General features: G+C 71.0%; 25 protein-coding genes and 1 pseudogene. 16 read left to right on the top strand and 10 right to left on the bottom strand.

The genetic code is table 11. The annotated features are described in order from the left end of the window. Positions 1-170 precede the first annotated feature (170 nt). The 5 genes from HNQ05_RS11965 to HNQ05_RS11985 are packed head-to-tail and all read left to right on the top strand — an operon-like array spanning position 171 to position 3,710. Positions 171-818 carry a PIG-L deacetylase family protein gene (locus HNQ05_RS11965; RefSeq protein ID WP_147149021.1) on the top strand — a complete coding sequence of 216 codons (648 nt, stop codon included), beginning with the start codon at positions 171-173 and terminating at the stop codon, positions 816-818. Then, positions 818-1,246 carry an archease gene (locus tag HNQ05_RS11970; RefSeq protein ID WP_147149019.1) on the top strand — a complete coding sequence of 143 codons (429 nt, stop codon included), beginning with the start codon at positions 818-820 and terminating at the stop codon, positions 1,244-1,246. The genes HNQ05_RS11965 and HNQ05_RS11970 overlap by 1 nt, the downstream gene beginning before the upstream one ends. Before the next feature lie 13 nt (positions 1,247-1,259). Further along, complete coding sequence (locus HNQ05_RS11975) at positions 1,260-2,696, top strand: RtcB family protein (RefSeq protein WP_147149017.1); 1,437 nt, start codon at positions 1,260-1,262, stop codon at positions 2,694-2,696. A 58-nt stretch (positions 2,697-2,754) separates the two neighbouring features. Continuing rightward, complete coding sequence (locus HNQ05_RS11980; RefSeq protein ID WP_147149015.1) at positions 2,755-3,375, top strand: HAD family hydrolase; 621 nt, start codon at positions 2,755-2,757, stop codon at positions 3,373-3,375. Beyond that, the gene (locus HNQ05_RS11985) at positions 3,372-3,710 is read left to right on the top strand and encodes a DUF3208 domain-containing protein (protein WP_147149013.1); all 339 of its coding nucleotides are present in this window, start codon (positions 3,372-3,374) and stop codon (positions 3,708-3,710) included. The genes HNQ05_RS11980 and HNQ05_RS11985 overlap by 4 nt, the downstream gene beginning before the upstream one ends. On the opposite strand, the gene HNQ05_RS11990 is transcribed toward HNQ05_RS11985, so the two are convergent. Beyond that, entirely contained in the window at positions 3,707-5,020 is a 1,314-nt protein-coding gene (locus HNQ05_RS11990; RefSeq protein WP_147149011.1) for a coproporphyrinogen III oxidase family protein, read from the bottom strand. The two genes, HNQ05_RS11985 and HNQ05_RS11990, sit on opposite strands and share 4 nt — an antisense overlap. Before the next feature lie 196 nt (positions 5,021-5,216). Between HNQ05_RS11990 and HNQ05_RS11995 the strand changes: the two genes are divergently transcribed. Genes HNQ05_RS11995 through HNQ05_RS12005 form a run of 3 tightly spaced genes read left to right on the top strand, consistent with a single transcriptional unit; the run spans position 5,217 to position 7,412 of the window. Further along, positions 5,217-6,350, top strand: coding sequence for an NAD(P)/FAD-dependent oxidoreductase (locus HNQ05_RS11995; protein WP_147149009.1), 1,134 nt, complete (start codon positions 5,217-5,219; stop codon positions 6,348-6,350). 9 nt (positions 6,351-6,359) lie between these two features. After that, complete coding sequence (locus HNQ05_RS12000) at positions 6,360-6,959, top strand: helical membrane plugin domain-containing protein (protein ID WP_147149007.1); 600 nt, start codon at positions 6,360-6,362, stop codon at positions 6,957-6,959. A 60-nt stretch (positions 6,960-7,019) separates the two neighbouring features. Then, positions 7,020-7,412, top strand: a complete 393-nt coding sequence (locus tag HNQ05_RS12005; RefSeq protein ID WP_147149005.1) for a hypothetical protein — start codon at positions 7,020-7,022, stop codon at positions 7,410-7,412. A gap of 13 nt (positions 7,413-7,425) precedes the next feature. Here HNQ05_RS12005 and HNQ05_RS12010 read toward each other — a convergent pair whose 3' ends face one another. Next, on the bottom strand, positions 7,426-7,656 hold the full coding sequence (locus HNQ05_RS12010; protein ID WP_147149001.1) for a hypothetical protein: 231 nt from the start codon (positions 7,654-7,656) through the stop codon (positions 7,426-7,428). 10 nt (positions 7,657-7,666) lie between these two features. After that, entirely contained in the window at positions 7,667-8,272 is a 606-nt protein-coding gene (locus HNQ05_RS12015; protein WP_147148999.1) for a hypothetical protein, read from the bottom strand. A gap of 37 nt (positions 8,273-8,309) precedes the next feature. On the opposite strand from HNQ05_RS12015, the gene HNQ05_RS12020 reads away from it, so the two are divergent. The 5 genes from HNQ05_RS12020 to HNQ05_RS12040 are packed head-to-tail and all read left to right on the top strand — an operon-like array spanning position 8,310 to position 11,599. After that, the gene (locus HNQ05_RS12020) at positions 8,310-9,050 is read left to right on the top strand and encodes a metallophosphoesterase family protein (protein ID WP_147148998.1); all 741 of its coding nucleotides are present in this window, start codon (positions 8,310-8,312) and stop codon (positions 9,048-9,050) included. Between the two features lie 3 nt (positions 9,051-9,053). After that, a complete protein-coding gene (locus tag HNQ05_RS12025; protein ID WP_147148996.1) occupies positions 9,054-9,977 on the top strand; it encodes a DNA polymerase III subunit in 924 nt (307 codons plus the stop codon). Continuing rightward, complete coding sequence (locus HNQ05_RS12030; protein ID WP_147148994.1) at positions 9,940-10,743, top strand: PSP1 domain-containing protein; 804 nt, start codon at positions 9,940-9,942, stop codon at positions 10,741-10,743. The genes HNQ05_RS12025 and HNQ05_RS12030 overlap by 38 nt, the downstream gene beginning before the upstream one ends. 2 nt (positions 10,744-10,745) lie before the next feature. Continuing rightward, positions 10,746-11,306, top strand: coding sequence for a flavin reductase family protein (locus HNQ05_RS12035; RefSeq protein WP_147148992.1), 561 nt, complete (start codon positions 10,746-10,748; stop codon positions 11,304-11,306). 2 nt (positions 11,307-11,308) lie between these two features. After that, positions 11,309-11,599 carry a hypothetical protein gene (locus tag HNQ05_RS12040; protein ID WP_147148990.1) on the top strand — a complete coding sequence of 97 codons (291 nt, stop codon included), beginning with the start codon at positions 11,309-11,311 and terminating at the stop codon, positions 11,597-11,599. A gap of 42 nt (positions 11,600-11,641) precedes the next feature. Here HNQ05_RS12040 and HNQ05_RS12045 read toward each other — a convergent pair whose 3' ends face one another. Together HNQ05_RS12045 and HNQ05_RS12050 are read right to left on the bottom strand one after the other, a co-directional pair. Next, positions 11,642-12,577: an ABC transporter permease gene (locus HNQ05_RS12045; protein ID WP_147148988.1), complete on the bottom strand. Its 936-nt coding sequence runs from the start codon at positions 12,575-12,577 to the stop codon at positions 11,642-11,644. A 1-nt stretch (position 12,578) separates the two neighbouring features. Then, positions 12,579-14,459, bottom strand: a pseudogene (locus tag HNQ05_RS12050) (ABC transporter permease). A 66-nt stretch (positions 14,460-14,525) separates the two neighbouring features. On the opposite strand from HNQ05_RS12050, the gene ubiE reads away from it, so the two are divergent. From ubiE to HNQ05_RS12065, 3 genes are read left to right on the top strand one after another with little or no spacing between them, the layout of a single operon-like run. Beyond that, on the top strand, positions 14,526-15,230 hold the full coding sequence (gene ubiE, locus HNQ05_RS12055) for a bifunctional demethylmenaquinone methyltransferase/2-methoxy-6-polyprenyl-1,4-benzoquinol methylase UbiE (RefSeq protein WP_147148986.1): 705 nt from the start codon (positions 14,526-14,528) through the stop codon (positions 15,228-15,230). Then, complete coding sequence (locus HNQ05_RS12060; protein WP_147148984.1) at positions 15,227-15,772, top strand: hypothetical protein; 546 nt, start codon at positions 15,227-15,229, stop codon at positions 15,770-15,772. Before ubiE ends, HNQ05_RS12060 begins: the two co-directional genes overlap by 4 nt. Next, positions 15,769-16,464 (top strand): FAD-dependent oxidoreductase, encoded by a 696-nt coding sequence (locus HNQ05_RS12065; protein ID WP_147148981.1) that lies wholly within the window; start codon positions 15,769-15,771, stop codon positions 16,462-16,464. Before HNQ05_RS12060 ends, HNQ05_RS12065 begins: the two co-directional genes overlap by 4 nt. Here HNQ05_RS12065 and HNQ05_RS12070 read toward each other — a convergent pair. From HNQ05_RS12070 to HNQ05_RS12090, 5 genes are read right to left on the bottom strand one after another with little or no spacing between them, the layout of a single operon-like run. Next, a complete protein-coding gene (locus HNQ05_RS12070) occupies positions 16,438-17,394 on the bottom strand; it encodes an A/G-specific adenine glycosylase (protein ID WP_147149023.1) in 957 nt (318 codons plus the stop codon). The genes HNQ05_RS12065 and HNQ05_RS12070 overlap by 27 nt on opposite strands. Then, complete coding sequence (locus HNQ05_RS12075) at positions 17,391-17,771, bottom strand: hypothetical protein (RefSeq protein ID WP_147148979.1); 381 nt, start codon at positions 17,769-17,771, stop codon at positions 17,391-17,393. The genes HNQ05_RS12070 and HNQ05_RS12075 overlap by 4 nt, the downstream gene beginning before the upstream one ends. Beyond that, positions 17,764-18,036, bottom strand: a complete 273-nt coding sequence (locus tag HNQ05_RS12080; protein WP_147148977.1) for a cupin domain-containing protein — start codon at positions 18,034-18,036, stop codon at positions 17,764-17,766. Before HNQ05_RS12080 ends, HNQ05_RS12075 begins: the two co-directional genes overlap by 8 nt. A gap of 10 nt (positions 18,037-18,046) precedes the next feature. Next, positions 18,047-18,469 carry a CoA-binding protein gene (locus HNQ05_RS12085; RefSeq protein WP_147148975.1) on the bottom strand — a complete coding sequence of 141 codons (423 nt, stop codon included), beginning with the start codon at positions 18,467-18,469 and terminating at the stop codon, positions 18,047-18,049. 9 nt (positions 18,470-18,478) lie between these two features. Further along, on the bottom strand, positions 18,479-19,159 hold the full coding sequence (locus HNQ05_RS12090) for a queuosine precursor transporter (protein WP_147148973.1): 681 nt from the start codon (positions 19,157-19,159) through the stop codon (positions 18,479-18,481). Between the last annotated feature and the right edge of the window lie 593 nt (positions 19,160-19,752).

The following is a 19,752-nucleotide window of genomic DNA, read 5'->3' on the forward strand; positions in this document are numbered from 1 at the left end:
GCAGACCGCGTGTGGGGTTTACCCGCGTCCGGCCTGCGCTTTTCGCCTTCCCTGATCCGTGCTTTCAAGATCCCCGCACCCGCTGGGCGCAAGACTCAAGATAGCAAATGCGGGGAAGGCTGTCAACCGCCGCGCCTGGCCGCGCTGGGGGGCTGCGCTAGGATAGGGATGTGGAACTCTTGCTGGTGGTGCCCCACCCCGACGACGAGGTCTTCGGGGCGGGCGGGGTGCTCTACCAGGCCACCCGGCGCGGCTGGAGCACGGGTCTGATCACGCTCACCCGCGGCGACCGGGGCAAGGACCTGGGGTTGTGCAGCCGCGAGGAGCTGCCCCGGGTGCGCGAAGAGGAGCTGCGCCGCTCGGCGGCGATCCTGGGGGTGGGGCATCTGGAGGTGCACGGCTACCCCGACCAGGGCGTGGGCGATCACCCTGAGATCGTGGACCTGCTCGTGGGGCGTTTCGGGGCGCTCGCGCCCGAACGCGTCGTCACCTTTCCGCCGAACGGGCTCAACCGGCACCCCGACCACGTGGCCACCCACCGCTGGGTGGTGGAGGCGCTCGCGCGTTACCGGCCGGTGAAGCTCTACTACTACGCGCCGCCGCGGCCCTATCCGGGTTTCCGGGAGGGGTGGAAGCCGCCGACGCACCGGGTCGCGCTCGACCACGGAGCCCTCGCGGTCAAGCTCAAGGCGATGGCGCAGTACCGCACCCAGGCGCTCTCGGTGCTGAAGATCATGAACGCGGCCGCGCCGCGGCTGCTGGAGGAAACCTTCCACCTGGTCGGATACGAAGGGGAGGAGCGGGAAGGGCTGGATTGATGACGCGCCTGCGCATGCTCGAGCACACCGCCGACGTGGGCTTCGAGGTGGAGGCCGACTCCCTGGGCGGCGTCTTCGAGGCCGCCGCAGCCGCGCTCTTGCGCGTGCTCTTCGAGGGTGAACTCCCGCGGCGGGGCCGCCGCCGCGAGCGGCTCGCGCTTGCGGCGCCCGATCTGGAGACGCTGATGGTGCGCTGGCTTGACGAGCTGATCTACCGGGTGCAGACCCGGGGCGAGGTCCCGGTGCGGACGCGCGTGCGCTTGACCGCCGCGCCGCAGGGGCGCCGGCTCGAGGCCGAGCTGGAGTTGCTGCCCTTCGAGGAGGTGAGGGACCGCTTCGCCGGCGAGGTCAAGGCCGCCACCTACCACGGCCTGGTCGTGGAGGAGGCGGAGGGGCGCTTCCGCGCGCGGGTGATTCTGGACGTCTGAGGGGAGGCGGGCCATGAACGTATCGTTCGTGCAGGAAGACCGCTACACCTTCCGTATCCCGCGGAAGGGGAAGATGCGCGCCGATGCCGTCTTCTTCGCCTCGAAGCGCATCCTCGCCCACCTGGAGAGCGAGAACTACGCCTCGCTGGTGCAGCTCATGAACGTGGCCACGCTGCCGGGCATCGTGGAGCCGGCGCTGGCCATGCCCGACATCCACTGGGGCTACGGCTTTCCCATCGGCGGGGTGGCCGCCTTCGACCCCGAGGCCGGCGGGGTGGTGAGCCCGGGAGGGGTGGGGTTCGACATCAACTGCGGGGTGCGGCTCCTGGCCAGCGGCCTCGAGCGCCGCGACCTGGAGCCGCGCAAGGCCTGGCTGGCCGACCGTCTCTACGAGCGCGTGCCCGCGGGGGTGGGCTCGAAGCGGCGCGACGTCAAGCTGAACCGCCGCAGCCTGGCGCGGGTGCTCGAGGAGGGGGCGGGCTGGGTGGTGCGCCAGGGATGGGGCGAGGCGGACGACCTGGACCACATCGAGTCGGGCGGGCGGCTCGCGGGCGCCGACCCCGGCCGCGTCTCCGAGCGCGCCTACGAGCGCGGGCTGCCGCAGCTCGGCACCCTGGGCTCGGGCAACCATTTCCTGGAGGTCCAGTACGTCGAGCAGGTCTACGACCCCGAGGTCGCCGCCGCCTTCGGCCTGCGCGAGGACCAGGTGACCGTGCTCATTCACACCGGCTCCCGGGGGCTGGGCCACCAGGTCTGCCAGGACCACGTGCAGAAGTTCCTGCAGGTCGCTCCCAAGTACGGCATCGAGCTGGTGGACCGGCAGCTGGCCGCCGCCCCCATCGAGAGTCCCGAGGGGCGGGCCTACCTGGGGGCGATGGCCGCCGCCGCCAACTACGCCTTCGCCAACCGCCAGCTCATCACCCACTACGTGCGCGAGGCGTTCGAGGCCGCCGGCTTCGCGCCGCGCGATCACGCGCTGCGGGTCGTCTACGACCTGGCCCACAACAACGCCAAGTTCGAGACCCACGGCGGCCGCCGGGTGCTGGTGCACCGCAAGGGGGCGACCCGCGCCTTCGGACCCGGGGCCTCCGACCTGCCCCCGGCCTACGCCGCCGTCGGGCAGCCGGTGCTGGTGCCGGGCGACATGGGGCGCTACTCCTACGTCCTGGTGGGCACCGCGGGCGCCATGGAAAAGAGCTTCGGCTCGAGCTGCCACGGCGCCGGCCGGGTGCTCAGCCGGGCGCGCTCGAAGAAGCAGGTGAAGGGGCGCGACCTGGTGCGGGAGCTGGCCGAGGCGGGCATCGAGCTGCGCGCGGTGAGCCGCCGCACCGTGGCCGAGGAGGCTCCCGAGGCCTACAAGGACGTGGCCGAGGTGGTGCAGGTGGTCGAGGGGGCGGGCCTGGGCCGCCGGGTGGCGCGGCTGCGGCCGGTGATCGTGGTCAAGGGCTGAGGCCGGCGGACCGCCGTTCGCCTCCCCGCAGCGGCGAACATGCGGTAAACTCCTTCCCATGAAACCGAGGGGCATCCTCTTTGACTGGGGCGGGGTCTTCACCGTGGGGACCTTCGACGGCCGCGTCGTCGCGAACACCGCCCGCCGCTTCGACCTGCCCCGCGAGCGCGTGGCCGACGCCTACTTCGCCGAGGTGCGGCGGCTCGAGCTCGGCGAGTGGAGCCTGCCGCGCTTCTGGGCCTACTTCGCGCAGGCGCTGGGCGTGGAGGCGCCCTACGAGGACTTCGAGGCCCTCTTCCTGGCCTCGGTGGCGCCGCGGCCCGAGATGTACGAGCTGCTCGCGGCCATCCCCGCCGAGGTGACGGTGGGGCTGCTTTCCAACAACTACCCGGTGATCTCCGACTACCTGCGCGCGGGGGAGGGGTTCGACCGCTTCGACGCCGTCTTCTTCTCCAACGAGGAGGGCGTCAAGAAGCCCGACGCGCGCGCCTTCGAGCTGGCCCTCGAGCGCATGGGGCTGCCGCCGGGCGAGGTGCTCTTCGTCGACGACCACGAGGGCAACATCGCCGCGGCCGCGGAGCTGGGGCTGATGACCCACCGCTTCGAGGAGCCGCAGCCGTTCGTGCGCGAGCTGCTGCGCCGGGGCCTGACGCTTCCGGCCTCCGCCGCCAGGCCGTGAGCGAGCAGGCGGTCCGGCTCCTCCAGGGCTACCTCTGGGTTCCCCAGGAGCAGGCGTGGGACCCGCAGCTCGAGCTCCCCGCCACGCTGGACCTGGGGGAGGCCGAGGCCGTGCTGCTGCTCGACCCCATCCGTCCACCCTTCGCCTTCTTCGACGACGGCACCCCCACGGCCAGCCAGCGCTTCTACCAGCTCACCGCGCTCGTGCTCACCGACCGGGACCCCAACGGCCTCCACCCCTGGGTGGCGGCGTTGCAGGAGCGGCTGGCGCCGGTGCTGGAGGCGACGCCGGCGGGGGTGGGCTGGCTGCTCTTCGAAGACCTGCGAGCGCTCTAGTCGAGCACCGGCTCGAAGCTCAGCTTGGGGGCGGCGGGGTGGCGCTCGAGCTTGTGCGAGGCCTCGCGCGCCAGGCTGCGGAAGCGGTTGACGTGGGTGAAGAACTCGCGCAGGATCATCAGGAAGACGTACATTCCCCGCTCGTTGGTGTAGATGTGGTCGCCGCGGGCGTAGACCAGGCCCATGGCGCGCAGCGCCGTGCACTCGGGCCAGAGGGCCCGCTTGAGGGGCACGCCGAAGATCGCCTCGAACTTCTTGCAGTCCACCCGCCGGCCGAAGAGGGCCATCATCAGGTAGTAGAGCATGTAGTCGCGGCGCGCCAGCGGCGCCGACTCCAGCACCACCGGCAGCCTCCCCTGGGCGACGAGCCGCTGGTAGAGCGGCAGGGTGTAGGCGTTGACGCTCACCCGCCCGTCGTGCAGGCTCATCGATCCGGTGCCGATGCCCACGTAGTCGAAGTAGTCGACCACGTACTCGTCGAGCATGTCGACCTCGGGCTTGTCCTTGCGGGAGAAGCACCAGGAGCTCACCGGGGTGTAGCGCTCGCGCAGCGTCGGCAGGATTACCCGTTTGTACAGGTAGGCCTCGAGGTCGTAGTCGATGCGGCCCTGCCGGTCCACGTAGCTGCGGTTCTGCTGCGCCTCCATGAGGGGGTAGGTGGTGAGCTGGTCGATGCCGTCGTCCACGGCAGTCTGCAGGTCGCGCGCCAGCACCTCGGGGTCGTGGTCCGGCAGGTTGAAGATGAAGTCGACGTTGACGATGCGGAACTGGCCCAAGAGCCGGTTCACCCGCTCGCGGATCTCGGCGCCCGAACCGTAGGCCTCGAGCCTTCCCAGCCGCGCGAGCATGCCGTCGTCGAAGCTCTGCACCCCCACCGAGAGGCGGTCCACGCCCACCGCCCGGAACGACTGCACCGCCGCGTCCGAGACGCGCGGGTTGGCCTCCACCGAGACCTCGGCGAGGTCGAAGCGGTCGCGCACGAACTCGAGGAACGCGGCCAGCTCCTCGTGCACCAGCGCCGGCGTGCCCCCGCCGACGTAGGCCGCGCCGAAGTCGAAGCCGGCGGCCTCGTACATCAGCAGCTCCTGCTTCAGGGCCGCGAAGTAGTCCTGCACCTGGCTCGAGCGGCGGTCGAGCTTGTGGGCGTTGAACATGCAGAAGGGGCAGATCGACTCGCAAAAGGGTACGTGAATGTAGAGGAACGAGCGGCTGGGGCGCACCCCGCCCGAGAGCCGCCCCGGCGCTTCCCAGCGTAGGTGGCCGAGTTTCTGGTTGACGGCCCAGCGTGCGACGTGGTGAAGCGGGTTCACGGACCCTCCTTCCCTAAGCGCGTCCTGCGTCCATTAAACCTTCCCGCCGCCGGGGCGCGCAGGTGCAAATGTCACCCGTTCCAAAACCTAGGAAACCGCCGTCCTGATGGGCTCTGGGGGCATTTGACACTGTCGCGCGCAGGGGTAGGGGGTACAGAATACGGACGAACCACAAGTCGGAACCGTGGAGGTAGGTATGCGCAAGAAAGTGCTGATCTTGGGTGGTGGATCAGGCGGCGTGATCACCGCGAACAAGCTCGTGGAGATCCTGGGGAACCAGGTCGAGGTGACCGTCGTCGATCGCAACGCCGAGCACACCTTCATCGCCGCCTATCCGTGGGTGGCCTTCGGCCTGCGCGAGATCGAGCAGATCCGCCGGCCGTTGGTCGCGCTGCAGAAGAAGGGCATCCACTTCCTCCAGGCCGAGGTGCAGGAGCTCCAGCCCGACCGCAACGCGGTCCAGACCGACCGCGGCGAGCTCACCTACGACTACCTGGTGGTCTCGCTGGGCGCCGAGCCCCTGGCCTATCCGGTGGAGGGGGCCCAGGCACCCTGGAGCGAGGAGGGGGCGCTCGCGCTGCGGGCCTGGCTCAAGGAGTCGAAGGGCGAGCGCTGGGTCGTGGGGGTGTCCTCGCCCTACTACCCCTGCCCGCCCGCGCCCTTCGAGGTGGCCGGCCAGCTCGACTTCGCCCTGCGGGTCAAGGGGCTGCGCAGCCGCTCGAGCATCGCCATTTTCCACGTCAACCCGGCGCCGCTGGCGGGCATGGGGCCGGTGATCTCGCACGCGATCTCGAAGATCCTCGACCGCAAGGGGGTGGAGTTCCACGGCAGCTTCGAGCTGGCCGAAGGCGGCGACGGGGTCGTCAAGGCGGCCGACGGCCGCACCCTCGAGTACGACCGCCTCATCCTGGTGCCCCCCTTCGCCCCCAACAAGGTGGTGCGGGAGTCGCCGCTCGCGGGGCCGGGCGGCTTCCCCGAAGTGAGCCCGGAAACCTTCCGCTCCCTGCAGTACGAGAACATCTTCGTCATCGGCGACACCGTGAACCCGGGGCTGAACCTGCCCCCCGCGGGCGTGGTGGTGCACTACCAGGGCGAGTACGTGGCCGGGGTGATCGCCGCCGACCTGCGGGGCGCCTACATTGGCGAGCCCTTCAACCCGGTGGCGATGTGCATCATGGACTTCGGCGACGACGCGGTGCTGCCCGAGTGCGACTTCAGCGACATGCTGGCGGGGCGCGGCATGCCGTCCTGCGGCGTGATGGCCCGCGGCCGCTCGGTGCGCATCGCCAAGATGCTCTTCGAGTCGATGTTCTTCGCCACCCTCTTCTAGGAGGCAGCCATGGCCAAGGTAGAAGAAAGGCTCGAGCGCATCGAACGCATCCTGGAAGACAGCGGGATCGCGTTCCTCGCCGACCTCAAGGCGGGGCCCACGCTGGTGCAGAACATGGGCCTCCTGATGGAGCCCAAGAACCTGCGCCTGCTCACCATCCTCGACCGCTTCCTCGAACAGGCCGACGCCTTGGAACACGCCGCCGAGGCGCTGGAGAAGATCGACAAGAGCGGCGTGCTCCAGCTCGCGGGCGACACCTCCGAGACCCTGATGCGCAACCTCAGCCTCCTGATGGAGCCCAAGAACCTGCGCATGCTGGCCCATCTCGCCAACCTGACCGAGGTCCTCGCCGAGATCGACCCTACCGCGCTGGGGATGCTCGTGGAGGCGGCGCGCAAGGCCGCGGGCGAGACGCTGTCGCCGGAGGTGGTCAAGAACCCGCCCCGGGTGGGGCCCGTAGGGCTGTTCTCGCAGCTGAACGACCCCGAGATCCAGCAGGCCCTCGGTCTGCTCTTCCTGCTGCTGCGCCTCTTGCCGCGGACGCTGGCCCACCTGCGCCGGGAAATGGAGGAAATCGAGGCCGTTATGGATAAAATGGCCAAGAAGTGAAGCCGCCCGGGGCGGATTGTCCCTCCAGGTCACCGCGCCGACCGGCGTAGGCTCGGGTTAATGAAGAACGAAAGCCGTATCCGCCATCTGCGCAGCTCGCGCTACAAGCGCCTGGCGGCCCTGTTCGGGGGGCCGCTGGGCGTGGCGCTGATCGGCCGCGCGGACCTGGCGGCGGCTTTCGAGCGGGCGCTGGCACACTGCCCGGGCCACGAGAGCCTGATCTGCCGCGCCACCGGCGGGGTGCCGCGGGTCTGCTTCGTCCAGAAGATGGAGCAGCTGGCGGCCTCGGCGGCGCGGGGCGGCGAGACCCGGCGCGCCTGGGAGCGCGGCTTCCTGCAAAAGGAGGTCCTGCCCTGCCTGGAGACCTTCGAGCGCGCCTTTCCCCCGGAGCTCGAGCCGGTGCTGAGCTACGCGAAAGGCGAGATCGAAGCCGACCTCGCCTACCTGGGTTAGCGGACCCGCCGGCTCAGGGGCCCCCGAAGGCCGGCGGGGTGTAGACGTAGTACCGCCCCAGCAACAGCATGGCCGCGACGGCGACCGAAGTCAGGACGATCATCAGCAGGGTGCGCCCGATCAGCACCAGGTCCACCTCGCCCGACTCGGTCGCGAGCATGCGGGGGTTGAAGGTGAAGTAGAAGACCCCCGAGACCACCAACGCCCCCACCACGAAGACCGCAACGTAGATCAACCAGTCCATGTTCCCTCCCTCACGGGAGCGCCCGCAGGCGCTCGAAAAGCGGCGTCCAAGCCTCTTCCAAGTCTAGCAGACCCGCGGCGTAGACCCCGAGCCCTCGCGCCGCCGCGGCGTGGCCCTGGGGCGCGGGGCTGCCGGGGCGCGAGCCGTCGAGCGCCGGCGAGGACCACTCGGGGTAGGCGCGCCGTTCGCGGTAGCGCAGCCCCGTGGGCGCGGTGCGTTCCTCCTCGACCGGCGGCGCCGTGTGGTCCAGCGGCACCCGAACGGTCTCGTCTTCCAGCCGCGCCAGCTTCCAGCCGCCGCCGGCGTGGCGCAGGCCCGGCTCCTCGCGGACGAGCAGCACCGCCTCGGCTCCCGAACCTTCGAGGGCGTGCTCGAAGGGCCGCAGGTCCCCGCCCGAGGCGTCGAGCCCCAGCACGATGCGGCCGCGGTAGGCGGCGGGCAGCCGCCGCAGCACCTCGGCGGCGAGCTCGCGCGGCGTCCAGACGAGCAGGGTGACGCCGCCGTGCGCCCCCTCGAAGGTGGCCAGAACGGTGCCGAAGGCGTCCACCCGGGCGCGGGTGTACCGGGAAAACACTTCCAGGTCGGTCGTAATGGCGTCCAGCAGCGGTCCCGGCATGAAATCAGCTTACCGCACGCGTGCTATTCTTCTATACGTGCTCACCCTGCTGCTTTCCGACATCCACGGCAACCTGGCGGCTTTGGAGGCGGTGCTCGAGCACGCCCGCCGTCACGAGTTCGAGCGCGTGCTCTTCCTGGGCGACGCGGTCGGGTACTACCCCGACGGCGACGCCGTGATCGACCGTCTGCGGGCGCTCGGCGCCGAGGGGGTGATGGGCAACCACGACGCCTGGATGCTGACCCAGGACGTGCTCGAGGGTGAGGGGTACGTCTTCGAGATCCTCCGCTGGCAGAGCGAACACCTAAGCGAGGAGAACCGCGCCTGGCTGGCCGCGCTCCCCTGGACGCGCGAGGGCGAGGGCTGGCTGGCGGTGCACGGCAGCCCCTGCGACCCCTTCCTCTACGTCGACGACCTCGACCTGGCGCGCGCGGCCTTCGGCTGCACCTCCGCGCGCTGGATCTTTCACGGCCACACCCACCTGGCCGGAGCCTTTACCGCCCTGGACGGCCCCAAGGGCCCCTGGGTGCGCTACAAGCCCTTCACCGAGCCCGAGAACCTGCTCAAGGTGGGGCCCAAGGCGCGGGCGATGGTCAACCCGGGCTCGGTGGGCCAGCCCCGCGACGGCGTTCCCCTCGCCGGGTACGCGGTCTGGGACGAGGACGCGGGGACGGTGCGCGCCTACCGGGTCGCCTTCGATATCGAAGCGGTGGCGCGGCGGGTCGAGGAGGTGGGCTTCCCGCCCGCGCTGCACCAGCGCCTCAAGAAGGGCAGGTAGGCCGTGACCCAGGTGATCGGGCACGAGCGGCAGCGGCGCTTCCTGGCGCGCAAGCCGGCCCAGAGCCTGCTCTTCGTGGGACCCGAGGGGGTGGGGCGCCGCACCGTGGCGCACTGGTTCGCCTACGGCCTCAACTGCGAGCGCGGCTTCCCGCCCTGCGGCGTCTGCGCCTCCTGCCGCACGCAGCACCACCCCGACCTCTTCGAGGTCGCCCCCCGCACCCTGACCAAGACGGGGCAGACGGCGCGCCGGCCCCAGATCCACCTGGACCAGATCGCCCCCCGCGCGGGCTCGGACGAGGAGAGCCTGCTCGAGTGGCTCCAGACCGCGCCCCGCTACCGCGCCAAGGTGGGGGTGGTGGACTCCGCGCACCTGCTGGGCGAGGCGGCGGGCAACGCCCTGCTCAAGATGCTGGAGGAGCCGCCCGCGCACGCCTACCTGATCCTGATCGCTCCCAGCCGCGAGGCGGTGCTGCCCACGCTGGCGAGCCGCAGCCTGACCGTGGGGTTCGGGCCGCTGCCCGAAGAGGAGCTGCGGGCCCTCACCGACGACGAAGCGGCGCTGCGGTACAGTGAGGGTGCGGTGGGCCGGTTGAAGACCGCCCTGGCCGATCCGGCGGGTCTGGCCGAGGCGGCGAGCGCCGCCGAGGCGTGGATCCGGGCGCTGGCCGGGGAGCCAGCCGAGCTTTTGGCGCAGACCGAGGTGCTGCGCCGGCTCGCCGAGGGCCCCTTCGACCCCTGGGTCTTCGTGGCCCGGATGCTCGAGCCCTGGCCCCCCGCCGCGCGCCGGCAGGCGCTGGAGGCGCTGCTGGAGGCGCGCGAGGCGCTCGAAGCCTACGTGGCCGCCGACCTGGTCTACACCCGGCTGGCCCTGACCCTGAGGAGGCTTTATGCCGAACTGCGTTCGGGTTCGACTGTTTCACGGTAGGGAGCCCAAACTTTACGAGATGCGTTTCAAGGGCGAGGCCCCGGCCGTGGGGACCAAGGTGGTGACGCGCACCCCCCGGGGGCTCGAGCTGGGCGAGGTGCGCGCCGCACCGCGGGAGACGAACAAGGCCTTTGGCGAGGTCGTGCGCGTCGCCGACGCCGGCGACCTCGACCGCGTCCACCGCCTGCGCGAGCAGGAGGAAAGCCTGAAGTGGTGGCTGAAGGCGCGGCTGCGCGCCAAGCTGCCCCAGGTCAAGGTGCTGGGCTGCAACTACACCCTCGACGGGGGGCACGTCGTCGTCTACTACTCGGCCGAAAACCGGGTCAACCTCGGGGGCGCGGTGCGCGAGATCGCCCGCCACGCCGGCGCCCGCGTCGAGTTCGTGGCCAAGGGCCCGCGCGACCAGACGGCCTTCCTGGGCACCCTGGGGATGTGCGGTCTGGAAAGCTGCTGCAGCACCTGGATGCAGCAGTTCGCGCCGGCCACGATCCGCATGGCCCGTGACCAGCAGCTGCCCCTCAGCCCCGAGAAGATCAGCGGCCCCTGCGGTCGCCTGCTCTGCTGCCTCGCCTACGAGCACCCCCACTACAAGGAGCTGCTGGCGGACATGCCCAAGAAGAACGCCAAGGTTTGCACCTCGGCGGGCGTCTGCGGCAAGGTGATCAAGCTCAACCCGCTCGCCGGGACCGTGGACCTCTACACCGAGGGTGGGGGCGTGATCACGGCGCCCAAGGAGGACCTGCGCCCCCGCGACAAGGAGGGGTAGTTGTGGAGTTTCAACGGGTCGAGGAAAAACCGCGCCACTTCAACCACTTCTATCCGGCCATCGCCGCGGTCATCGGGGTCGAGGCCGGGGGTCGGGTGAACTTCATGCCCGCGGTCTGGAACGTGGGGCTCTCCTTCGATCCACCGCTCTTCGGCGTGAGCGTGAGCCCCAAGCGCTTCACCCACGGCCTGCTCGAGGCCGCCTCGGCGTTCAGCGTGACCTTCCACCCCTACGAGCAGGCGGAGCGCGTGCAGCAGCTCGGCTCGGTGAGCGGCCGCGACACCGACAAGGTGGCGGCCTTCGGCCTCGAGGTGGTGCGCGGCCGCGCCCTCGACGTGCCGCTGCTCGGCGGTTTCTACGCCGCCTACGAGCTCGAGAAGACCGCCGCCTGGCCGGCGGGCGACCACACCCTCTTCGTGGGCCGGCTGCGCGGCGTCTGGGAAGACCCCGCGGCCTTCAGCGGCGAGGCCCTGGACCCGGCGCGGGTGCGGGCGCTGCTCTACTTCGGGCGCTACCGCTACGGCTACCCGGCGCCCGAGACGCGGGTGCTGGGGAAGCGCTAGCCGTGTGGGCCGAAAGGGTGCGCCGGCAGGCGCGCCGGCTCAAGGTGGGCCGCGGCTTCTTCGAGGCGCAGCTGCTCTTCGTCGACGGCAGCTTCCTGCACTTCCGCCACGACCCCCACACCCGCTGGGTGCAGGCCTGGGCGCCCGACGCGGGCGGCGCCGCTCCCGAGTTCGTGCCCCGAATCGAGCGCTTTCGCCTCAACCGCCGCCACCTGGAGGTCTGGTTCAAAGACGGCAGCCGCCTCGAGGTGCGGCTGGGGGCGCTGGGAACCCGCTTCCGCGCCCACGAATGACGCCGCCCCGTGCAGGGGCGGCGCGCGTTGCTCGGGCCGCGGTTACTTCTCGTAGGGCTTGCCGATCGCCTTGGGCGGCCGCGAGGTGCCCACGAAGCCGGCGAGCACCAGCATGGTGATGATGAAGGGGAAGGCCTCGATCACCGTCGGCGGCATGATGTCGCCGCCGCCCAGCTGGATGGCCAGGGCCTTGGCGAAGCCGAAGAGCAGCGTCGCTCCCAGCACCCCGATGGGGTGCCACTTGCCGAAGATCAGCGCCGCCAGGGCGATGAAGCCCTGACCGGCGGACATGTTGCGCACGAACTGGTTGAGGACGCCGATCGAGAGGAAGGCGCCGGCGAGCCCCGCCAGCACCCCCGAGAGGATAACCGCGGTGTAGCGGGTGCGGAAGACGTTGATCCCCATGGTGTCGGCGGCCTCGGGGTGCTCGCCCACGCTGCGCAGCCGCAGCCCCCACGGGGTCTTGAACATCACGTACCAGGTGATCGGCACCAGCGCGAAGGCCAGGTAGACGAGGGGGCTGAAGCCGAACCACTCGGGCAGCCGGTTGACGAGCTCCTTGGAGGCCGTGGTGTTGTCGTAGAAGTAGGCGAGGACGAGCGAGGGCAGGCCTGCGGCGAGCAGGTTGATGGCGGTACCGCTGATGATCTGGTCGGCCTTGTACTTGATCGAGACGACGGCGTGGATCCAGCCGATGAAGGCGCCCACGACCATCGCCAGCAGCACGGCCACCCAGGGGATCCACCAGATGCGGGCGCCGGGGTTCTCGGCCAGGTAGGGGGCTTCCATTAGCTGGGCGCTGACCGCGGCGGTGAGCGCGCCGAAGATGATCATGCCCTCGAGCGCGATGTTGACCACGCCGCTGCGCTCGCTGAACATCCCGCCCAGGGCGGTGAGCAGCAGGGTGGTGGTGGAGCGCAGCGTGGTCTGCAACAGCGGCACCAGGAAGGCAAGGGTCAAGAGATCGCCCAGGTCCATGTCAGATCACCCCCCGCGCGCCTTCTTCGGCCTGGGCCGCGAGGATCGGGTCGGTGAAGTAGCGCGGCAGGAAGCCGCCCGCGGCGATGAAGAGCACGATCAGCGCCTGCAGCATCATCACCAGCTCGCGGCTGATGCCGAGCTGCAGGTCGAGCTGCAGCCCGCCGGTGAGCAGCACCCCGAAGAGCAGCGCCGAGAGGAAGACGCCGATCGGGGTGTTCTGACCCAGGAGGGCGACGGCGATGCCGTCGAAGCCCACGTTGGTGGGCAGCGACTGCTTGAGGCGGTACTCGTCGATGCCGCCCCCGAGGACGTAGTGGGTGGCCGCCAGACCGGCGAGCGCGCCGGAGATGGCCATGGCCATGATCGTCTTCTTGGCGATGCTCACCCCGCCGTACTCGGCCGCCTTGGGGGCGAGCCCCACCGCGCGCAGCTCGTAGCCGTCGCGGGTGCGCCACATGTAGTAGTTGTAGAAGGCCACGGCGAAGGCGGCGATCACGAAGGCGCCGTTGAGGCGCACCGAGGCCAGCTTGGGCGAGAGCTCCATGGGGATGCCGGGCAGGAAGCCGCCCACGAAGTAGCCGGCCACGCCCGCGCCCAGGGCGGCGAGCAGCCGCTTGCCCAGCTCGAGCCGCGCGGTGAGTACGTAGACGACGACCATGGCCACCAGCGCCAGCGGCAGCGCCCAGCTGAGCGCGCCCGTCCAGGCGCCCGAGGCGTCCTGCTGGAAGCCGAAGAGGTTGACCATCAGCGGAATGCGGGCCGACTCGGCCACCTCGTAGCTGCGCGCCTCGTAGCCGGGGAACTTGAAGGGCATGTGCAGGGTCCACTTGCCGAAGAAGGTGTACTCGTTGGAGGCGATCATGAAGAGGAAGATCGAGGCGGCGATGTAGTTCATCATGATCGTGTTGATCACCTCGTGCGCCCCGAAGCGCGCCTTGAGCCAACCCGGGATCGCGCCCCAAAGCGCCCCGCCCGCCGCGGCGGCGAGGATGCTGAGCGGCAGGAAGACGGCCCGCGCCACCCCGTCGGGCAGGCCCGCGAACCAGTGGGCGTTGGCCAGGTGCACGCCCACGAGCATCGTCATGATGGCGCCGATGGTCAGCTGTCCGGGCGCGCCGATGTTGAACAGCCCCGCCTGGAAGCCGAAGGCCACGGCGAGGCCGGTGAAGATGAGCGGGGTGGCGATGAGCAGGCTCTGGAACCAGCCGGAGGCGGTGAGCAGCGGCCCGAAGAGGAGCTGGAAGGTGTAGGTGACGAGGTCCAGCTTGGCCGCCAGGTAGGCGAGGGTGCCGCTGCCCTCGGGCATCTTGACGTCCTTGAGGATCCAGACCACAACCGCGCCGGCCACCATGGCGAGCAGCATGCTCACCGCGGGGACGATCACCCCGCGCTAGCGCACCAAGAGCGCCCGGCCGCCGGGAAGCTGCAACCGCCCCACCGCGAGCAGGAAGAGGCTGTAGAGGAAGCTCGCGTAGGCCCCCAGCGAGAGGCTGTACCGCTTGAGCGGAGGTCTGCGGGCGCCTTCGGCCAGGGCCGCGTCGTTGACCGCCCAGACGGCGTGGTAGAAGAGGTAGGCTTCCAGGGCGAAGACGGCCACGCCCACGAGCCCGAGCACGTAGAAGACGCGGGCGCGGGTGCGCGCCTGGGGGAGGAAGGCCGCCACCGCCGCCACTAGGGCCAGGGCCACCCAGAAGACGGTGAAGTAACCCAGCCAGCTGACGTCGGGCAGCGCCTTGGCCCGGCCGTAGAGGTCGACCGTGCCCCAGAGGGTGATGAGCACCCCTTTTCCCCCGAAGGCCCGCAGCGCGATCGCCCAGGGGCTCGCGGCGAGCAGGAGCAGGAAAACGGCGGAGGTGAGGGCTAACCAAACGCGGTTCACGCCCCCGATTGTAACGCATGCCCCCCGGGCGGGTGAGCCCCGCTCCGGCGCGGTAGGATGGGCCCGATGAACGAGACCGAGGCCAAGGCCCGCAAGGTGCGCGCGATGTTCGGCGAGATCGCGCCGCGCTACGACCTGCTCAACCGGCTGCTCTCGGGCGGGGTGGACCAGCGCTGGCGGCGGCTGGCGGTGCGGCTGGCCACCGAGAAGGCCCCCCGCCGCATCCTCGACGTGGCCACCGGAACCGGCGACGTGGCCCTGCTGCTCAAGCGGGCGCGGCCCGAGGCCGAGGTGGTGGGGGGCGACTTCACCCCCCAGATGCTCGAGCTCGCGCGCGCCAAGGCCGAGCGGGCCGGTACGGACGTGCGCTTCGTGGAGGCCGACGCCCTCGCCCTGCCCTTCGCGGACGCGAGCTTCGATGCGCTCACGGTCGCCTTCGGCTTCCGCAACTTCGCCGACTACGAGCGCGGCCTCGCCGAGTTTTTCCGGGTGCTGGCGCCCGGCGGGCGGGCGGTGATCCTCGAGTTCCCGCCGCCCCCCGAGGGGCTTTTGGGCCGGGCCTACCGTTTCTACTTCAACGGCGTGCTGCCCTGGATCGGCGGGGTCGTCTCGGGCCGGCCCGAGGCCTACCGCTACCTTCCCAGCTCGGTGGAGCGCTTTCCGCGGCCCGAACGGCTCGCAGAGATGATGCGCACGGCCGGCTTCGCCGGGGTGCGCTGGCGCCTGCTTACCGGCGGCATCGCCGCGGTGCACCTAGGGGACAAGCCGTGAAGCACGCGCGCGAACTGGGCCACTACCGGATCCTGATCGAGGCGCTGGAGCTGGGCCTCACCCCCGGCGAGCTCGAACAGCGCCACGGCCTCCTCGCGGGCTTCGTGCGCGAGAGCGCCGGCGGCGCCCGCTACGCCAACGAGGTGGTCGAGCTGGTGCACGGGGCCGAGGGGGTCTTCGTCTCCTTTCCCGGCTTGCCGAACGCCGCCTACGCCTGGCTGGGCGAGGCGGCGGGGGTCTTCCTCACCCCGGTGGAGGCGCAGATCTGGTTGTGGGAGGTCATGGAGCGCACCGAGGCGGGCGAGGGCGACCTGGTCGTCCTCTACGAGCCCGGTTACGCCGACGACGACGAGAAGATCTTCATGGCCTACACCTTCGAGGGCGAGCGTTACCAGCGGGGCTGGCCGCGCACCAAGCTGCCCCTCTTCCTCTGGCTCGCCGCGCCCGACGAGCACCTGCTGATGCTGCACGCTCCCGGCGAGGGCTACCTGGCCTTCCGCCTCGAGCGCGGGGCGCCGATGCTGGGCGGGGCGGAGTCGTGAGCGCCTACGACGTGCTCGTGGTGGGGGCGGGGCCGAGCGGCAGCGAGGCCGCCTGGGCGCTGGCGCGGCGGGGGTTTGCCGTCGGTCTGGTGACCGACAGCCTCGACAGCGTCTACCGGCCCGAGCGGCTCCCGGAGGGCGAGGCGCCTGCGGGCAGCCTGCTGGCCGAGGCCTGGGCCGGCGACGTCTGGGAGCTGCACCGCCGGGCCAAGTACGCCCTCGAGGCGCTCGCGGACCTCCACCTCTTCCAGTCGTCGGTCGCAGCGCTGCTGGTCGAGGAGGGCCGCGCCGTCGGCGTGCGCACCTGGGAGGGCTTCGACCACCGCGCCGGCGCGGTGGTGCTCGCCGTGGGCAGCTTCCTGGGCGCCACGCTTTCGGCGGGGGCGCTCGAGGAGGCCGCGGGGCGGCTGGGGGAGGCCGCCTATCCCGACCTCTACGAACACCTCCAGCGCCTCGGCTTCGCCTTCGTACCCGACGCCTACGAGGTGCCCGCCGCCCAGGGCGCGCCCGCCTACACGGTGCGTTTCCAGCGCTTCGCCCCCGAGGAGTGGGAGGCCGCGAGCGGCCGCCTCTCCCGCTTCGCGAACCTCTACGCCGCCGGCCGGGTGGTCACGGGGCACGCGCCGCCCCAGGCGCGGGCGGCCTCAGGCCTCGCCCTCGGCCGCTTACTCGAACCCGGCGGCGCGCAGTAACTTGCGGTCCAGCTCGGAAAGCGGGCGGCCGCCGGGGTCCTCCCCGCCGCGGGCGGCCCGGCCCGTGAAGACGTGCACGACCAGGCGGCGGTGGCTGAAGGCGTGGCGTACCGTGCCCGCGGCCTCCACCGCCCCGGCGCCGTAGCGCGCCAGCGCCGCCTGGGGCGGCGCCGTACCCGGGCCCATGGGCACGCCCCACAGACCGGCGAGCTCGCCGTCTGCGCGTCGCTCCAGCACCACCCCGCCGGGCGCGCGGAGCACCAGCGCCCAGCGCGCCTCGTTCACCGCCCGCCGCTTTTTGGGCGCGGGGTAGCGCTCCGGCGCGGCCCGCGCGCGGCAGAGGCCGGCGAGCGGGCAGGCGGCGCAGTTCGGGCTCCGTGGCGTGCAGACGCGCGCGCCCAGCTCCATCAAGGCCTGGTTCCAGTCGCCGGGCCTTGCGGGCTCGAGCCACGCCCCCGCCACCCGCTCGAGCCAGGCCGGCTTGGGATCCGGTTCGGCGTGCACCCGCGCCAGCACCCGCCGCACGTTGCCGTCCACTGCCGCCACCGGCTCGCCGAAGGCGATGCTCGCCACCGCCGCGGCGGTGTAGGGCCCCACGCCCGGCAGTTCCAGCAGCCCCTCGCGGTTTTGCGGCCAGCCTTCGCGCGCCACCCGCAAGGCCAGCTGGCGCAGCCTTCGCGCACGGGCGTAGTAGCCCGCGCCCTGCCAGACCTCGAGCACCTCCTCCTCCCCGGCCGCGGCCAGCGCCTCCACCGTAGGGAAGCGCGCGAGGAAGCACCGGTAGTAGGGGAGGGCCTGGTCCACCCGGGTCTGCTGCAAGAGTACCTCGCTGAGCAGCACCCGGTAGGGGTCGCGCGTACCGCGCCAGGGCAGCTCGCGGCGCTCGGCGTCGTACCAGGCGAGCAGCGCCCGGCGGAGCTCGGGGGTCATTTCGACGTCGGGCACGGCGGGTAGAGCCCCGGCGGGGGCAGCAGGTCGCGCTCGGGGCGGGTGGAGCGCTCTCCCGTCCAGACGCGCCGCCGCCACCCTTCGGGGGTGCGTTCGTAATAGTAGACGGCGTTCTCGGGGGCGACGTAGATCCAGAGCCTACCGCCGGCGTCCCACAGCCAGTAGACCTCGGGGTCCTTGCGGAAGGGGGCCCGCTCGTCGCGCAGCAGCGTGCGCCGCCCCTCGCGGATTACCGGAACGCCGTGGTCGAAGTCGAAGACGTAGGCTTCGCCGGGCGAGCGCTGCGGCAGCACCCGGTTCGCCGGCGCGGCGCGGCAGCCGCCCAGGAGGAGCAGGAGGACGAGGAGCGGCCTAGCCAAAGTTGTAGTGCTTGCGTACGGGCTCGAGCACCTTCCAGGTGCAGCGCATCCCCCGGGGGAAGGTGACCAGGTCGCCCGCGCCCACCTCCACCGGCTCGCCCCCGTCGGGCGTGACCACGACGCGGCCCTCCAGAAAGTAACAGGTCTCTTCGGCGTCGTAGGTCCAGGGGAAGGTGCTTTCCTCCTTGGTCCAGACGGGCCAGCCGAAGACGCCCATCGCTTCCAGCTTCTCCCTGGGCGGGTTGTGAACGACTTGGATCTCCATCGCGGCCTCCTCACATCAAGCGGCGGTGCTCTGCCAGCATGCAGCGGTCCTGCACCACGGTGATGCCCGCGTCCGTGAGCTTTTCGGCGAAGGCGTCGTTGCGGATGCCCAGCTGCAGCCAGACCACCCCCGGCGGCGGCTCCATGGCCAGGATCTCGTCCAGGTGCCCATCCAGCTTGTCCGCGGCGCGGAAGACGTCCACCACGTCCACGGGTTCGTCGATCTCGTCGAGCCGCGCCCGCACCCGCTCGCCGAAGAGCTCACGGCCGGCGTACTTCGGGTTCACCGGCAGCACCCGGTAGCCGTGCTCACGCAGGTAGGCCGGCACGTAGTGCGCGGGGCGCTTCGGGTCGGGGTGCGCCCCCAGCACGGCCACGGTGTAGGCGCTGCCCAGGATCCAGCGCAGGTCTTCGTCGCGCTCCACGATGTGCATGCCTGCAGTCTACCCCCCGAGGCGGAAGGGGTTGAAGTCGGTGTCGGTGTCGAAGTAGTCCTCGTCCTCTGCGCGCTTGAGCGCGCCCACCACCGCGTAGGTGAGCGGCAGGAAGACGACCTCGACGCCCACCTTGAAGACGTAGTTGCTCGCGAACATCAGCCCCAGCACGTAGGCGGGGAAGACTCCGGCGAAGGCGACGAGCAGGAAGAGCCCGGTGTCCACCGCCTGGCCCACCAGCGTCGAGCCCAGCGCCCGCGCGCCGAAGAAGCGGCCGCGGCTCTTCACCTTCATCTTGGCCAGCACGTAGCTGTTGGCGAACTCGCCCGCCCAGTAGGCGAGCAGGCTGCCCAGGACGATGCGCGGCACCAGGCCGAAGAGCCGGTCGAAGGCCTCGGCGTAGGGCGTCACTTCGGGGTCCGCGAGCGCCGGCAGCGCCGCGACCGCGCTGAAGGTCAGGCTCGCGAGCGCCAAGAGCGCGAAGCCGGTCCAGATCACCCGGCGGCTGCGTGCGTAGCCGTAGACCTCGGTGAGGACGTCGCCAAAGATGTAGGCCAGCGGAAAGAGCAGCGTGCCCCCGTCGAAGGTGAAGGGGCCGAGCACCACCACCTTGGTGGCGGCGACGTTCGAGATGATCAGCACGGCCACGAAGGCAGCGGTAATGAGGTCGAGGTAGCGGTAGGTCTTCATCGTCTCCCCGGTGCGCAGGCACCGTGGCCATCATAAGGCAGGGTGCGCCGCCGGCGGCCACCTTCTGACAAGAGCCAGTGGCCTGCAGCTTGTGGCCTGTGGAACTCCCGTGACGTAACGTCTTGCACGCTCCGGTCGCAACCGCCTCCCTCCCAGCTTCCATACCCCACACCCCACCTCTTACCCCCCAACCAACTACCCCCCTCCGGCCCGCGGCCACCTCCCCTGGCGGGGGAGGAAAGCATCGGCCTGCGACCCGGGGTTCGTGGCTCGAAGGGGGGGCCTATCGGTGGCGACGAAATCTCAGACGTTTTCCCGGCATGGGCCCCGGATCTCGGCCGGCAGGCGGCCTCGTCCGGGGAAGCGAAAAATGCGGTAGGTGGCTCGTGGCCTGTAGCTTGTGGAAACACCTTGACCGGCCCAGGCCAACCGAGGGGGACCCGTGTTTCCTTGATGCCGAGCAATACGACGCCGGTGGTCGGTCGCCGTCCCCCCAGGCTCCCTCCCCTTGGGGGAGGGCTGGGGTGGGGGTTTGGAAAGCGGCTCGTGGCTTGTGGGCTGTAGCTGGTGGAAAATCCATAGCGCGCCATAGC

Source organism: Oceanithermus desulfurans, assembly GCF_014201675.1.
Taxonomy (GTDB): Bacteria; Deinococcota; Deinococci; order Deinococcales; family Marinithermaceae; genus Oceanithermus; species Oceanithermus desulfurans.